This window comes from Curvibacter sp. APW13 (assembly GCF_032337135.1).
In the GTDB taxonomy this organism is placed as follows: Bacteria; Pseudomonadota; Gammaproteobacteria; order Burkholderiales; family Burkholderiaceae_C; genus Allorhodoferax.
In genome coordinates this window covers 1,105,580-1,120,599 of record NZ_JAVXZZ010000001.1, presented here as the reverse complement: position 1 = coordinate 1,120,599, position 15,020 = coordinate 1,105,580, and the positions used below count along the sequence as shown (strand labels likewise).

At 64.8% G+C, this 15,020-nt stretch carries 10 protein-coding genes and 1 riboswitch; of the genes, 7 read left to right on the top strand and 3 right to left on the bottom strand.

The genetic code is table 11. The features are described 5' to 3' along the window. The first annotated feature begins 177 nt into the window (after positions 1 to 177). Positions 178 to 2,490 (top strand): AAA family ATPase, encoded by a 2,313-nt coding sequence (locus tag RQP54_RS05095; RefSeq protein ID WP_315677083.1) that lies wholly within the window; start codon positions 178 to 180, stop codon positions 2,488 to 2,490. Between the two features lie 22 nt (positions 2,491 to 2,512). On the opposite strand, the gene RQP54_RS05090 is transcribed toward RQP54_RS05095, so the two are convergent. Continuing rightward, positions 2,513 to 3,565, bottom strand: a complete 1,053-nt coding sequence (locus tag RQP54_RS05090; protein ID WP_315677082.1) for a DUF2804 domain-containing protein — start codon at positions 3,563 to 3,565, stop codon at positions 2,513 to 2,515. Between the two features lie 145 nt (positions 3,566 to 3,710). Between RQP54_RS05090 and RQP54_RS05085 the strand changes: the two genes are divergently transcribed. From RQP54_RS05085 to RQP54_RS05075, 3 genes are all read left to right on the top strand, one after another. Beyond that, complete coding sequence (locus RQP54_RS05085) at positions 3,711 to 4,025, top strand: hypothetical protein (RefSeq protein ID WP_315677081.1); 315 nt, start codon at positions 3,711 to 3,713, stop codon at positions 4,023 to 4,025. A 300-nt stretch (positions 4,026 to 4,325) separates the two neighbouring features. Beyond that, on the top strand, positions 4,326 to 5,171 hold the full coding sequence (locus tag RQP54_RS05080; protein ID WP_315677080.1) for an alpha/beta hydrolase: 846 nt from the start codon (positions 4,326 to 4,328) through the stop codon (positions 5,169 to 5,171). A 15-nt stretch (positions 5,172 to 5,186) separates the two neighbouring features. Beyond that, complete coding sequence (locus RQP54_RS05075; RefSeq protein ID WP_315677079.1) at positions 5,187 to 6,734, top strand: wax ester/triacylglycerol synthase family O-acyltransferase; 1,548 nt, start codon at positions 5,187 to 5,189, stop codon at positions 6,732 to 6,734. 10 nt (positions 6,735 to 6,744) lie between these two features. Here the strand turns inward: RQP54_RS05075 and RQP54_RS05070 are convergent, their stop codons facing one another. Beyond that, entirely contained in the window at positions 6,745 to 7,998 is a 1,254-nt protein-coding gene (locus RQP54_RS05070) for an alpha/beta fold hydrolase (protein WP_315677078.1), read from the bottom strand. A gap of 71 nt (positions 7,999 to 8,069) precedes the next feature. Then, positions 8,070 to 10,010 (bottom strand): DNA helicase RecQ, encoded by a 1,941-nt coding sequence (recQ, locus tag RQP54_RS05065; protein WP_315677077.1) that lies wholly within the window; start codon positions 10,008 to 10,010, stop codon positions 8,070 to 8,072. Positions 10,011 to 10,170: 160 nt separating this feature from the next. Continuing rightward, positions 10,171 to 10,249, top strand: a riboswitch (S-adenosyl-L-homocysteine riboswitch). Between the two features lie 22 nt (positions 10,250 to 10,271). On the opposite strand from recQ, the gene RQP54_RS05060 reads away from it, so the two are divergent. The 3 genes from RQP54_RS05060 to RQP54_RS05050 all read left to right on the top strand — a co-directional run bounded on the left by RQP54_RS05060 (position 10,272) and on the right by RQP54_RS05050 (position 15,004). Next, positions 10,272 to 11,345, top strand: a complete 1,074-nt coding sequence (locus RQP54_RS05060) for a homocysteine S-methyltransferase family protein (protein WP_315677076.1) — start codon at positions 10,272 to 10,274, stop codon at positions 11,343 to 11,345. A 17-nt stretch (positions 11,346 to 11,362) separates the two neighbouring features. Further along, positions 11,363 to 14,116 carry a methionine synthase gene (gene metH, locus RQP54_RS05055; protein ID WP_315677075.1) on the top strand — a complete coding sequence of 918 codons (2,754 nt, stop codon included), beginning with the start codon at positions 11,363 to 11,365 and terminating at the stop codon, positions 14,114 to 14,116. A gap of 129 nt (positions 14,117 to 14,245) precedes the next feature. Continuing rightward, on the top strand, positions 14,246 to 15,004 hold the full coding sequence (locus RQP54_RS05050; RefSeq protein ID WP_315677074.1) for a glycine zipper 2TM domain-containing protein: 759 nt from the start codon (positions 14,246 to 14,248) through the stop codon (positions 15,002 to 15,004). Positions 15,005 to 15,020: the final 16 nt, after the last annotated feature.

Sequence of the window (15,020 nt, the reverse complement as noted above, 5' to 3'; positions counted from 1 at the left end):
GCACACTGCGGGAGTGCAATTTTAAAAAGGCGTACCGCGGTTACATCGCCATTACCAACGATAGTTATGCAAAACAAGCATGGGGTTATTCCATTGGGTATGGTCCGCGGGGCTCTTCCCATGGGTCCTTGAATCCGCTATCGTGCATTTCCGAACAGGTTCCACCGGAGGCAGCAGATGGTGCGACGCTTGGTTTCCGTTCCCTTGGACGGGCACTGGATTCCCACCCCGGGCTTGCAGGAAGCGCCGGTGCTGGAACTGATGTGCTCGCGTTTCGTGCTGCTGCTCGCGGTCGGCCCCGGCGTGGCATTCAATCTGCGCCGCGACATCATGGGGCTCGTCGCGGTGGTCGGACGCCATCTGGTGTGGCCCCAGGCCCCGCTTGGGCGCCTGCGCAGCTTTCTGGCATCCCGCTGCCGAAACAATGATCTCTGGCGGGGTCAGCAGGAGCTCGACGACACTGAATTCCTCGTGCGCTTTGGGCAGTGGAAGGGCAGCTACGACGAATCCACCCTCTTCTATTTCCTCGACGATTTCGCCAAGGACCACGCCAAGGAGCTGATGGCGGTGTTGTCCTGCACGGCACAGTGGCTGGAGCGTGCACTCAAGAAGCAGTCGACCCTGGTGGAAAAGAACATCAATGCGCTCGCTGGGGTGCTGCAGCTCAACAAGGCCGAACGCGCCTTGCTGCTGTACGGCACTCTGGCGCGGTACCAGCGCGACATGCGCAGCGTGCTGGTGGAGTTCAAGGTCAGCAGCGCCCAGCAGGCCTATCAGGCGCTGGCCGAGGTGGCCGGTGTCAGCGCCCAGGAGCTGGGCGAAGCCATGCGGGCCGGTTCCCGGCTGGAGCGCACCGGGCTGCTGGAAAACCTCATCCTGGAACACAACATCACGGATCTTGCCGACCTGATGAAGGTCAGCGAAAAGCTACCACCAGTGCTGTTGCGGGAATACCAGGACCCGGCCGACCTCATGGCGGTTTTCACGCGCCGCGCGGTGCGTAGCGCGTTGTCGCCGGATCATTTCTCCTTCGTCGAGCAGGATGTGCAGGCGCTCCAATCCTTGCTGCGCCACGCTGTGCAGCGCAAGGCAGTGGGCGTCAACGTGCTCATCTACGGTCCACCCGGGACCGGCAAGACCGAGCTGGCGCGGGTACTGGCCCAGAGTTGCGGCATGGACCTGTACGAAGTGGAATATGCCGACCGCGACGGCAACGCCCTCAGCGGCCGCGATCGCTACCGTTCGCTGCAGATCGCGCAGGTTTTCCTGCGCAGCAGCGCCAATGCCGTGCTGCTGTTTGACGAAGTGGAGGATGTCTTTCCCCGCCCGGTCACCGTCTTGCACGGCGTCGGTGATGGGCGCACGGCCGGTGGAACCAGTGTGAGCGGGAAGGCCTGGGTCAATCAGGTGCTGGAGGCCAACGTGGTCCCGACCCTCTGGGTCACCAACCACATCGACCACATCGACCCGGCCTATCGGCGCCGCTTTGCCTACCACCTGGAACTGCGCACCCCGCCACCCAAGTCCCGCCAGCGGTTGGTCGAGTCCGCGGTGGGTACATTGCCGGTGTCAAAGGCTTATTGCGAGCAACTGGTGCAGCGCAAGGCGCTGACTGTGGCCCACATCCAAACGGCGGCGCGCTTTGCCCAGCTGGCTGCCGGTGCCGATGCCAGTGGAGAGGCCATCGAAGCCTTGATGGAGCGTCAGTTGGCGAACGCTGCTGTCGCCCTCGGACAGGAACTCGGCGCGGGCCCGATGGGCGCTGAGGCGATCGCCTACGACCTTGACATGCTGCATCTGGAAAGCCGCTATTCCATGCCGCAGTTGCTCGGCGCGTTGCGGGTGCGGCCCCATGCCAGCCTGTGCTTCCATGGCCCCCCAGGCAGCGGCAAGAGCGCCCTGGCGCGTCACCTGGCACAGCAGCTGGGTCGTTCCCTGACTGTGCGACGCGCCAGCGACCTGTTGGGCAAGTATGTCGGAGAAACCGAACAGGCTCTGGCCGCCATGTTCCGCGAGGCGCAGGCGCAGGGGGCCATTCTCCTGCTCGATGAGGCCGACAGTTTCCTGTTGGACCGGCGTGGTGCCCGGCACCAGTTCGAAGTCACGGAGGTCAATGAATTGCTTCAGTGCATGGAGCAGTTTGCGGGCACCTTTATCTGTACCACCAACCAGGTGGAGCGCTTGGACGCTGCTGCACTGCGACGGTTCCAGTTCAAGATCGGATTTCTGTCCTTGACGCCAACGCAACGACGGCATCTTTTTGTGCGTGATGCCTGCCAGGGAGATGAGGCAGCACTATCGGATGCGATGGCACAGCGACTGGCGGCGCTTGATCAGCTTTGCCTGGGCGACTTTGCGGCAGTTAGCGCCCAGGCGCAGGTGCTGGGTTTGGCCTGGACCCCGCTCGAATACCTGGAGCAGCTGGAGGCGGAGCACCGAGTCAAGCCTGAAGTGCGGGAACACCGCTCCGTGGGCTTTCTTCCGCACTGACGCCGTTGCCCTGTGCGGGCCGTTACCACCAGTTGAGAACGTCTTCGGCAAAACCGGCCATGCGCGCGACCTGCACCACCTCTCCGGTGTCCAGCACCACCCGCCCGCTGTAATGCCCAAACACCTGGTGCTGCTCGGAACGGATCAGGCCCAGGTGGGTGTGGGATTTCCGGTCCAGCGCGGGTGCGAAACTCATCTCGAAGCGTCCGTCGGAACTGCTGAAACGCCACGGCTCCAGGTAGTTGCGCGGGTTGTAGTGGAACTCGACCTCGGCCAGCTTGTGGGCGATACCGTCCCAGAACAGGGTGTTTTCGGAGGCCGGTGTGCGGTCGGTGAATCCATAACCGATGTTCCAACCTAGCCGGTGGCCTTCGTGCCACCCCGAGGCCGACCCCCAATACCAGCGGTTGCGGTAGGTCCAGTGTCCGCGTCCCCAGTCCAACGCGCCGAAATCGCGCTCGGGATTCCAGGTGTAGCCGGTCTTGTCTATCTGCATGTGACCCTCAGCGGGGAGGTGGTTGATCTTGCGGTTGTAGTAGAAGGCGCGGGGATTCTCCTGCCATGCGGTGGCAATGTTCATGCTCTGCAGGTCCGCTGCCTGGCGCAACACCACTTCGCCTTCCAGGCCCTGGTCGCCCCGCGCGTTGCGTAGCCTGGATGCGCGAAAGCGCAGGTGCCGGGCACCCGGGCGGTAGTCGAAGTCCAGGGCCAGGTCGCGGTTTGCCCACTGCACCCGCCCGCTGTTACTGTCCGGGCCGAGACCCAGGCGACCCATAGGGAACGGAATCAGCGCGTCCACTTGGTGGAAGAACCGGGACTCCATATCCACATAACAGACGGCAGCCAGACCCAAATAGCCCAAGTCGGCCAGCGTCAGGGTCAGCGCGAATCGGCCGTCGTCCCCGAACAGGCTGTAGTAGTCCCACTCCTTGATGCGCCAGCGCGGTGCACGGATGGCCTGGCGCTCGTAGTTCCAGTACGGTTGTCGGGCCCAGCCGGGGCGAACCAGCTGCCCGTGAGCGTCCAGCAGTGGCAGCGGTGCGTTGATTTCCTGTTGCAAGCGTCGTTCTCCCATGGGAAATTTGCACCACCGTGGTGCAAAAAGAGTCTGCTGTACCTCGACGGTAACTTTTTTCACAAAAATGTGTCAACCGCATCCCGGGATGGTGCGTCATACGCCCAGACACCGCTCCCGAAGCCGTTGGACTCCGGGCCGATTGATGAACCAGATGATGGGATTTATGCGCAAAGACACGATCAAAGTTCCCGAAAAAGGTACTTACAAAGGTCAACAGTTTGGATATTGGTCCGACGAATTCCGCCAAAGCCACGAAGACCACTCTGCCTATATCGCGCTGAATTTCGCCGGTGTGCTCGAAGCCTGCCGCAACAAGTTCAACCGCTTGGTGCAGAAGCACAGCGCCCACCTGCAGAATGCCCAGGATGCCCAACGGCACTCCCGCGCCATCGCCCGACTGCAGGCCACCATGTCTGGCGCTGCCGTTTCGTACGAAAGCTGCTTCCGCCGTCATTGAGCGGTGATATAGCCATCATGGGTGTCACCAAGGTGATAGCGAGCCCACAGTGGGCAAGTCGCCCGGCTTGCAGGACAGACGGAAGCACTGTCAGTGAGCTATGAAATCAATAGCTGTCGAGCAAATGAAATCAATGCTCGGCAGCCAATTTCCACCCAACCCGCCAGTGCGCGGGTATTTTTTTGCCCAAATTAGAGTGGTGTCCCAAGAGTAGTGCTGCTGCAGCGCGCAAGAGACGCACAAGCCAGTGAATTCCCCTAAACTGAGCCGAGTATTTCTATTCCTAAGGAAGCCGCCCGCATGCCACGTCGCAGCCACGTTGCCCGCCACCAACATGAAGGCCCCCCGTTGTCCCTGCATTCGCTGATGGAGGCGCGGGCATTTGCCGAGTTCGCCGCACTGCCGGCCACCTTGCCCCTGCTGCTGAACGCGCCGCGCGGGGACGGTCACCCGGTACTGCTGGTACCCGGTTTCATGGCCTCCGACGCGACCCTGTTTGTGCTCAAGACCTTCCTTCAGCGCAAGGGCTATGACGTCCACACCTGGGGACTGGGGCGCAATGTGGGGTTCCGCAGCAAGCTCACCACCGCGCTGCCGCAGAAAATTCGCTACCTGCACCACACCACGGGCAAGAAGGTCAGCCTGGTGGGCTGGAGCCTCGGCGGCGTGTTTGCCCTGTACGGCGCGCAGCATGCGCCCGAGTGTGTGCGCAACATCATCACCCTGGGTAGCCCCGTCACCATTGACGCCAATGGCAACCAGTCGCCGCCCCTGGTGCGCGCGCTGTACCGGCTGGTTTCGCACCGCCTGGGGGCCTCGGCCCACATGATGCAACCCCGCGCCAAGGCCCTGCGCGAGCGTCGTCGCCCGGCCATTCCGACCAGCTGTTTCTATTCACTCACCGATGGCGTGGTCCCGCCGCAGGAGGCCACGGTCGACGGCGACCCGCGCCTGCACGAAAACGTGCGTGTGCCCGGCAGCCACTGCGGGCTGGTTTTCAATGGCATCGTGCTGGCCATGATTGCGGAGCGCCTGTCACAGCCGGAAGACGGCTGGAAGCCGTTTGCGCCCACAGGCATGCTCGATACCGTGCTGGACTGGACCTCGGGCCCGGCATCGTTGGCCACCTACCCGGCCACCATCTGACACGTAGCAATACCCATGCGACAACTCAGCGAACACGACGCGGCCTACATCTACTCGGACAGTGCCCACGCCAACTCCAACGTGACCCTGGTCCACATCTATGACCAGTCCACGGCGCCGGGGGGGGTGGTCCGTTTCAAGCAGATCCTGTCCCATGTCGAGAGTCGGCTCGACCGGATGCCCCTGTTCCGCCAGAAGATCGTGCAGGTGCCGCTCAACCTCGACTACCCCTACTGGGTCGAGGACGACAACTTCCAGCTCGAGTACCACGTCCGCCACATCGCGCTGCCCAAACCCGGTGACTGGCGCCAGTTCTGTATCCAGAGCTCACGCATCCATGCCCGGCCACTGGACCTGAGCCGCCCGCTGTGGGAGATGTACGTGATCGAGGGCTTGGACAGTTTCCTCGACCTGCCCCAAGGCAGCTTTGCCATCCTGCTCAAGATTCACCACGCGGCGATCGACGTTGAGCATGGCAACGAAATCACCCGCCTGCTGCACGACCTGACCCCCGAAGTGCACCCGGCACCACCGACTGCCCCCTGGTTCCCGGAGGACCCACCGGGCGACCTGACGCTGCTGTGGCGAGCCGGGTTCCACATGGCGTCCTGGCCGCTGCGCTTGTGGCGCCCGGTCGGCAAGGCCTGGCAGGCCTTCCGCGCCACCGCAGAAGCGGTGTCGCGCGAACTGCGGGGGGTGCCGCCAGCGTTTCCCATGACACGCTTCAACACCGAGGTGTCCTCGCAACGGGTGTTCGAAACCCGCCGTTTCGCGCTCGATGAGTTCAAGCAAATCCGAACGTTGGTGGCTGACTCCACCGTCCATGACGTGGTCCTGGCCGTGTGTGCCGGAGGCTTGCGGGCCTACCTCGAGATCCAGGACGAGCTGCCCAAGGACGATCTGGTAGCCGCCGTGCCGGTGGCCGTACAGAGCGAACGTGTGGCCGGTCAAGCCGGTCCGCGCCTTTCCTGGGTGCGTCTGGGGCTGGCGACGGGCATCGAAGACCCGGTGGAGCGCTTGGCCCATATCCAGCAGGCCAGTCAGGCATCGAGCACGATGGTGCACGCCCTGAGTGCGCGCGAGCTCACCAGTCTGGCCGAGCAGGTGCCATCGATGGCCTTTGCCGCTACCAGCAAGATGCTGCGCTCGGCGGCCGTGGTGTCGGGCGAATGGGCGCCGCTGGCCAACTGCGCCATTACCAACATTCCCGGCTCGCGCGAGCCGCTGTACCTGCTGGGTGCGCGCCTGACCTACCTGTCGGCCATCATGCCTGTGCACGACGGCATGGGCCTGGTCTTCTCGGTGACCGGTTACGGCAACACCATCGTGGTCTCCTTCACGGCCTGTGCCGAGCAGGTGCCCGACCCGGAGGTGCTGGCCCAGTGCATCCGCAACAGCTTTCAGGAATACCTGGCGCTGGCGCGCAAGGTCGTGGTGGCTGCACCGGCGAAACGCGCGACACCGTCCCGGCGTCCGGCTGGTGCCAGCAAGCGCCCGGCGCGGGTAGTCGCCCCGCGCCGTTCACGCGCCACAGCCACGGGCGCTTCCTCCAATCCAACCTGATCGCGGTCGGTCAGGCGCCAGCAGCGGCCTTGCTGCGGCGCGATGGCGCCTTGGCAGCCACGGTCGAGGCCATCTTGCGTGCGGGGGCCCGGCGTTTTGCCGCCACGGGGGCGTCGGAACGCTGTTCCAGCCAGTTGGCAGCGCGCTCCCACACCGCGCGCTGGGAGCTCGAGCCCAGGATCACCCCCATGTGTCCGCCGGGGGCGACCTCGAAGCGCTTGTCGGTGGAGCCGACCACGTCAAGCACATGCTCCGCGGTACTGGCACCCACCAGCACATCCTTGGATCCTGCGAATACGTACATGGGTGCCTGGATGCGGCTGAACTGCGACACGCGGTCGCGCTCCAGCACGAACTCGCCCTTGGCCATCTGGTTGTGCATGGCCACTTTGGTGAACATGTCGCCGACCATGCCGATGGGGTAGGCCAGCATGTGGTTGAGGTAGTCGCTCGTGGTCGAGTGCGACTCTACGAACTCACGATCCCACAGATTGACCAGCAAGTCCCAATAGGTGGTGATGGACCCGATGGGGTCGGTCAGCTTGAACGCCAGTGCCGTCACCCAACCCGGTGCGTGGAAGGACTCGGGGTTGAGCTTGTTCAGGCGGAAGTCGGTGTAGTGGGCGATGAACTTCGCCGGCGTATTGATGATGCGCGACACCCCGGCAATCAGGCCGCCACCGCGCATGTCGATGGGACTGGCCACGGTGACGATGGACCGGATGCCCTGGGTGTCGGGCAACCCGGCATGGATCAGCGCTAGCAAGCCGCCCATGCACCAGCCCATCAGGTTTACATCCTGCTGGCCACTGTGCTCGCGCACCGCCTGTAGCGCCTCGGCCATCAGCCGGTCGGCATAGTCGCGCATGCTCAAGGCGGCATGGCGCCGCTCCGGTGTGCCCCAGTCGATCAGGTAGGTACGGAAACCCCGTGCCGCCATGTAGCGCACCAGGCTGCGGTTGGGCATCAGGTCAAAGGTCTCGGTGGTCACGCCGAGGGGCGGCACCAGCACCAGCGGAATCCCCAGTTTCTTCTTGTTCACGGCCAATAGGCTGCCGTCGGCCAGTGGGATCTCCTCGTCGGCCAGGTCGTAGTAGCGTACCGACATCGGGTCACCGGTGTGGATCACGGTGTAGGGCGTCTTGCCGGACTTGACCAGGCTTTCCTTGTTGAACAGCCAGTCGAACGCATTCACGGCAGCGCTGGCTGCGCGCTCGTTGATCTCGGAACTCTTGTCCATCCAGCGTTTGAGGGCGTCGTTCATGGCGGTGATGCAGGTGGGGTCAGGGGAGGGCGCGGAAAGCGCCGGATGATACGGGGCACCCCCCGATTTTGTTAGGTGTTGGTCACCACGCGCAACACTTGTGCGCCGTATGCTTCCAGCTTCTTGGCACCCAGTCCGCTGATGCCCTGCAGTTCATCGAGCGTCTGCGGGAAGCGCTCGGCAATGGCCGCCAGCGTGGCGTCGTGGAAGATCACGTAGGCCGGCAGGTTGTGCTCCTTGGCCACTTCGGCGCGCCAGGCCTTGAGGGCGGCGTAGCGCAGCAGGGCTTCGCTGTCGAGCTGTACCGGGGCCTTGGCCACGGCGGCCAAGCGGGCCGGGCGCTTGCTGCGGCTGGGGGCTTCGGTGGCGGTCTCGCGCAGTTCCACCAGGCGCTCGCCCTTCAGGATGGGGCGCGCTACCGGGGTGAGCTCCAGCGTGTTGTAGATGCCGGCGTCCACGGCCAGCGCACCGATGGCGATGAGCTCGCGCAGCACGCCGCGCAACTGCACTTCCGAGTAGTCGGCGCCCAGCCCGAAGGTGCTCAGGCTCTGGTGGCCGTACTGTTCCACCTTTTCGGTGGCCTTGCCGCGCACGATGTCGATCAGGTGCTGCGAGCCGAAGTGCTTGCCGCTGGACTGCTGGATGCGGTACACCGTGGACAGCAGCTTGCGCGCCGCGTCGGTGCCGTCCCAGATCTCGGGCGGGTGCAGGCAGTTGTCGCAGTTGTTGCAGCGCAGTTTGCGGTACGTGCCTTCCTCGGTGTCGATGGCGCGGCCCAGCTGTTCGATGCTGGGCGGCGCGTGGCCGTAGGTCTCGCCGAAGTAGGCCAGCAGGCGTACGCGGCGGCAGTCGCTGGTCTGGGCCAGGCCCAGGAGGGCGTCGAGCTTGCCGCGCATCACGGCCTTGAACTCGTCGCTGGCCGGGCTCTCGTCGATCATGCGGCGCTGGTTCACCATGTCCTGCAGCCCGTACACCATCCAGGCTGTGGCGGGCAGACCGTCGCGTCCCGCGCGCCCCGTTTCCTGGTAGTAGCCCTCGATGTTCTTGGGCAGGTCCACGTGGGCCACAAAGCGCACGTCGGGCTTGTCGATGCCCATGCCGAAGGCAATGGTGGCCACCATGACGATGCCCTCCTCGCGCACGAAGCGGTCCTGGTGCGTCTGGCGCAGCTCCTTGTCAAGGCCGGCGTGGTAGGGCAGGGCGGGAATGCCGGCATCGACCAGGGCTTCCGCCAGGGCTTCGACCTTCTTGCGGCTCTGGCAGTAGACGATGCCGGCGTCGCCCGCGTGTTCGTTCTGGATGAAGCGCAGCAGCTGCTGGGTGCCGTCACGCTTTTCGAGCAACCGGTACTGGATGTTGGGACGGTCGAAGCTGCTCACGAACGCCCGCGCGTCCTGCAGCTGCAGTTGCTGCACGATGTCGGCCCGGGTCAGGGCGTCGGCCGTGGCGGTCAGCGCCATGCGTGGCACGCCCGGGTAGCGCTCGTGCAGCAGGGCCAGCGCCCGGTACTCGGGGCGGAAGTCGTGGCCCCACTGGCTCACGCAGTGGGCTTCGTCGATGGCGAACAGGCTCAAGCGCCCGCGTTCGTAGAGGGCGTCGAGTTGGGCCAGGAAGCGTGGTGTGGTGATGCGCTCGGGCGCGGCGTAGACCAGTGTGTATTCGGAACGGACCAGCTTCTGCTCGACCGCCCAGGCTTCCGACGCCTCCAGCGTGGAGTTCAGGAACGTGGCTTCCACCCCGGCCTCAAGCAGGGCGCCCACCTGGTCGTGCATCAGCGCGATCAGTGGCGACACCACCACCGTGACGCCATGCCCGGCGCGTTGGCGGGCAATGGCCGGAATCTGGTAGCACAGCGACTTGCCCCCGCCGGTAGGCATGAGCACCAGGGCGTCGCCCCCGGCCACCACATGGTCGACGATGGCCTCCTGCGGTCCGCGGAAGGCGTCGTAGCCGAACACCTCGTGCAGGATGGCGCGGGGTGCGGTCGATGGAGCGGAATCTGTCGCTATCAAATCAGGAGCTGCTTGCGCAATGAATACGGGGGCTGAAGGCCAATTTGGCGCCCAGACTGGCGTGGAGGGCCAGTCTGGGTACCCCTATTGTCGCCGCTGGCGCCTCCCCAATTGCCCCTGGACGGACGCCCGAGGTGCATCCTTGTTTTAAAATAGCCCACTCTCAAGGAGCGTTGCAGCCAGTGCGAACCAGGGGTTCCGGTGGTCAGGCTTGAGATTCTTAACGGCGCTCGGACACCTTTGCACAGGAGAGCCGACCCCATGAAACCCCTTGTCTACACCCGCGCCCAGGCCCTGCCCGGCATTCTGGCGTCGCGCATCGCCATCCTCGACGGTGCCATGGGCACCATGATCCAACGCTTCAAGCTCGGCGAAGCCCAGTACCGTGGCGCGGGCTACACCGGCCCCGGCAACCAGGGCAACCGCTTTACCGACTTCCCGCGCGACCTCAAGGGCAACAACGAGCTGCTGAGCCTGACGCGCCCTGACGTCATTTCCGACATCCACGAGCGCTACCTGGCCGCTGGCGCCGACCTGATCGAGACCAACACCTTCGGTGCCACCCGCATTGCCCAGGAAGACTACGGCATGGCGGATCTGGCGTTCGAGATGAACGTGGCCTCGGCCAAACTGGCCCGCGCTGCCTGCGACAAGTACTCCACCCCCGAAAAACCCCGCTTCGTGGCCGGCGCCCTGGGCCCCACGCCCAAGACTGCCAGCATCAGCCCCGATGTGAACGACCCGGGCGCGCGCAACGTCAGCTTCGAGGAACTGCGCGCCTCCTACTACGAGCAGACCAAGGGGCTGGTCGAGGGCGGTGCCGATGTGTTGCTGGTGGAAACCATCTTCGACACGCTCAACGCCAAGGCGGCGCTGTTTGCCATTGATGAGTTCTTCGAGGACAGCGGCGAGTGCCTGCCGATCCTGATTTCGGGCACCGTGACCGACGCCTCCGGGCGCATCCTGTCCGGCCAGACCGTCACCGCCTTCTGGCACAGCGTGCGCCATGCGCGCCCGCTGTCCATCGGCCTGAACTGTGCCTTGGGTGCCACGCTGATGCGCCCCTACATCCAGGAACTGAACCGCGCGGCGCCCGACACCTTCATCAGCTGCTACCCCAACGCCGGTCTGCCCAACCCCATGAGCGACACCGGCTTTGACGAGACGCCCGATATCACCGCGCGTCTGGTGCGCGAATTCGCCGCCGAAGGCCTGGTCAACATCGTGGGCGGCTGCTGCGGCACCACGCCCGACCACATCGGTGCCATTTGCGCCGCCGTGCAGCCGCTGGCCACCCGCAAGCGCCCGCAAGTGTTCTACCCGGAAGCGGCTTGATTGCCATGAGTACGCCTATGAAACCCCACGCCCTTCCCCCCATGATGCTCTCCGGCCTGGAGCCGGTGTTCATCGGCCAGACCGGTGCCGACGATGCGCCGCGTGCCACCTTCGTGAACGTGGGCGAGCGCACCAACGTCACCGGCTCCAAGGCCTTTGCCCGCATGATCCTCAACGGCCAGTTCGAGGAAGCGCTGGCCGTGGCGCGACAGCAGGTGGAAAACGGCGCCCAGGTCATCGACATCAACATGGACGAGGCCATGCTCGACAGCCAGGCCGCCATGGTGCGTTTCCTGAACCTGATCGCCTCCGAGCCCGACATCGCCCGCGTGCCCATCATGATCGACAGCTCCAAGTGGAGCGTCATCGAAGCCGGCCTGCGCTGCGTGCAGGGCAAGGCCATCGTCAACTCGATTTCCATGAAGGAAGGCCTCGACGAGTTCAAGCGCCAGGCCAAGCTGCTGCGCCGCTACGGGGCCGCCGCGGTGGTCATGGCCTTTGACGAAAAGGGCCAGGCCGACACCTTTGCCCGCAAGATCGAAATCTGCGAGCGGGCCTACCGCGTGCTGGTGGATGAGGTGGACTTTCCGCCCGAAGACATCATCTTCGACCCCAACATCTTCGCCATTGCCACCGGCATCGAAGAACACAACAACTACGCGGTGGACTTCATCGAGGCCACGCGCTGGATCAAGCAGCACCTGCCCGGTGCCAAGGTGTCGGGCGGCGTGAGCAACGTGTCCTTCAGCTTCCGTGGCAACGACCCGGTGCGTGAGGCCATCCATACCGTGTTCCTCTACCACGCCATCCAGGCGGGCATGGACATGGGCATCGTCAACGCCGGCATGGTGGGCGTGTACGACGACCTGGAACCCACCCTGCGTGAACGTGTGGAAGACGTGGTGCTCAACCGCCGCCCCGACGCAGGCGAGCGCCTGGTGGAGATTGCCGAGAACGCCAAGGGCGCGGCCAAGGACGAGAGCAAGAAGCTGGAATGGCGTGGCACACCCGAAGCCCCCGTTGCGGTGGCGCAGCGCCTGAGTCACGCGCTGGTGCATGGCATCACCGACTTCATCACCCAGGACACCGAAGAGGCCTACCGCGAGATCCTGGCCAAGGGCGGACGCCCGCTGCATGTGATCGAAGGCCCGCTCATGGACGGTATGAACGTGGTGGGCGATCTGTTCGGCCAAGGCAAGATGTTCCTGCCGCAGGTGGTCAAGAGCGCGCGCGTGATGAAGAGCGCCGTGGCGCATCTGGTGCCCTACATCGAGGAAGAGAAGCGCCAGCTCGAAGCCGCGGGCGCCGATGTGAAGAGTAAAGGCAAGATCGTGATTGCCACGGTCAAGGGTGACGTGCATGACATCGGCAAGAACATTGTCACCGTGGTCCTGCAGTGCAACAACTTCGACGTGGTGAACATGGGCGTGATGGTGCCGGCCCACGAAATCCTAGCCAAGGCCAAGGAGGAAGGGGCGGACATCATCGGCCTGTCGGGCCTCATCACCCCCAGCCTGGAAGAGATGCAGTACGTGGCAGCCGAGATGGAGAAGGACGACTACTTCCGCTCGCGCCAGATCCCGCTGCTCATCGGTGGCGCCACCTGCAGCCGTGTGCACACGGCGGTGAAGATTGCCCCGAACTACAGCGGCCCCGTGGTCTACGTGCCCGATGCCTCGCGCAGCGTCGCGGTGGCGCAGGGTCTCCTGGGCGATGGCCGAGACACATTCGTGGCCGAGCTGAACACCGACTACGACAAGGTGCGCCAGCAGCACGCCAACAAGAAGGCCACGCCCTTGTGGCCCCTCGCCAAGGCACGTGCCAACAAGACGCCTATCGACTGGGCGGCCTACCAGCCCTCCGTGCCCAAATTCACGGGGCGGCGCGTGTTCAAGAACTACGACCTGGCCGAGATCGCGCAATACATCGACTGGGGTCCGTTCTTCCAGACCTGGGATCTGGCCGGCGCTTACCCGGCCATCCTGGCCGATGCGGTGGTGGGCGAGCAGGCCCGCAAGGTGTTTGCCGACGCCCAGACCATGCTCAAGAAGGTCATCGAGGGCCGCTGGCTCACCGCCAATGCCGTGCTGGGCCTGTACCCGGCCAACCGCGTGGGCGACGATGACATCGCCTTCTGGGCCGACGAGTCGCGCCAGAAGCCCGTGCTCACCTGGCACGGCCTGCGCCAGCAGACCGAGAAGCAGGCCGAGGACGATGGCAGCTACCGCCCCAGCCGCTGCCTGGCCGACTTCGTGGCCCCCAGTGGCGCAGACTACGCCGGCATGTTTGCCGTGACGGCCGGCATCGGGGCCGACAAGCGCGAGCAGGCCTTTGCAGCCGCGCACGACGACTACAGCGCCATCATGCTCAAGGCCCTGGCGGACCGCCTGGCCGAAGCCTTTGCCGAACTGCTGCACAAGAAGGTGCGCACCGACCTGTGGGGCTATGCCGCCCAGGAAGCATTGGACAACGATGCCCTGATCGCCGAGCGCTACCAGGGCATCCGCCCAGCACCCGGCTACCCGGCCTGCCCCGACCACAGCGTCAAGAAAGACCTGTTTGCCGTGCTGCAGTGCGAAGAGATCGGCATGGGGCTGACCGAGAGCATGGCCATGACGCCGGCTGCCAGCGTGAGCGGCTTCTACCTGGCCCACCCGGAGGCAACCTACTTCAATGTCGGCAAGGTGGGCGATGACCAGGTGCAGGACATGGCCGCGCGCCGCGGCATGGACGTGGCTGCCCTGCAGCGTTTCCTGGCACCGAACCTGTAAAGCAAGGGGTTTACGGCGGGTTACAAGCGTAAAGCCGGTTTCGTCATCGGCTGCGCCGTGGCGGCGTTAAGGTGGGGACTGATTAGTGAACTTCGGGGTTCAGTCCCCCGCTTTGCAAGGAAACCCGCCATGTCCGCTGTGCTCAATGCTCCTGTTGCCACCACTGCAACGCCTTCGTCTCCCTGGCTCTGGTTTGTTGCCGGCGTCATGGGTACTGCCGGTCTGGGCGCTGGTGGCGCTGCGCTCTATTTGAGCCAGCACGACAAGGCGGCTGCACCTGCCGCCGTTGTGGCCAGCGCGCCGACCACCGAGGCTGTGCCCGCGGCGGCGCCAACCCTAGCCCAGTCCAAGCCCGCGCTCGACTCCAGTACCAAGACAAAACAGGCCGGAGTCCGCACGCATACTGTGCAGTCAGCTACGAAAAATGTAGCAACGCGTGCACCATTGGAAGAATCCCAATCGGCCCCTGCACCGGCACGCCCGGTGGCGATGCCGACGCAGCCGGTGTGGGAACAAGCGCCCGCACGGGTGGCCTGCGCCCACTGCGGTACGGTCGAGTCGGTCACACCCATTGCGGCGGAGGGCAAACCCAGCGGCATGGGTGCCGTGGCAGGCGCCGTGCTCGGCGGCCTGCTGGGCAACCAGTTTGGTGGCGGCGACGGCAAGACCCTGGCCACCATCGGCGGCGTGCTCGGCGGTGCCTACGCCGGCAACACGGTCGAGAAGCGCATGAACCAGCAGACCAGTTACCGGGTGCTGGTGCGCATGGACGACGGCAGCACCCGCAGCATCGAGCTCAGCAACCCCAGCTACGGCGTCGGTTCACGTGTCAGCGTGCAGGGCAACGTGCTGTCACCGGCCCATGGCGCCGCTGCCCAGGGCGCCTGAGCCCGCGATCGATTGC

Bases quoted from the DNA above. Each gene is read 5' to 3' on its own strand.
- metH (WP_315677075.1), top strand. From the start codon at position 11,363: ATGAAACCCCACGCCCTTCCCCCCATGATGCTCTCCGGCCTGGAGCCG.
- RQP54_RS05085 (WP_315677081.1), top strand. From the start codon at position 3,711: ATGAACCAGATGATGGGATTTATGCGCAAAGACACGATCAAAGTTCCC.
- RQP54_RS05075 (WP_315677079.1), top strand. From the start codon at position 5,187: ATGCGACAACTCAGCGAACACGACGCGGCCTACATCTACTCGGACAGT.
- RQP54_RS05050 (WP_315677074.1), top strand. From the start codon at position 14,246: ATGTCCGCTGTGCTCAATGCTCCTGTTGCCACCACTGCAACGCCTTCG.
- RQP54_RS05060 (WP_315677076.1), top strand. From the start codon at position 10,272: ATGAAACCCCTTGTCTACACCCGCGCCCAGGCCCTGCCCGGCATTCTG.
- RQP54_RS05080 (WP_315677080.1), top strand. From the start codon at position 4,326: ATGCCACGTCGCAGCCACGTTGCCCGCCACCAACATGAAGGCCCCCCG.
- RQP54_RS05070 (WP_315677078.1), bottom strand. From the start codon at position 7,998: ATGAACGACGCCCTCAAACGCTGGATGGACAAGAGTTCCGAGATCAAC.
- RQP54_RS05090 (WP_315677082.1), bottom strand. From the start codon at position 3,565: ATGGGAGAACGACGCTTGCAACAGGAAATCAACGCACCGCTGCCACTG.
- RQP54_RS05095 (WP_315677083.1), top strand. From the start codon at position 178: ATGGTGCGACGCTTGGTTTCCGTTCCCTTGGACGGGCACTGGATTCCC.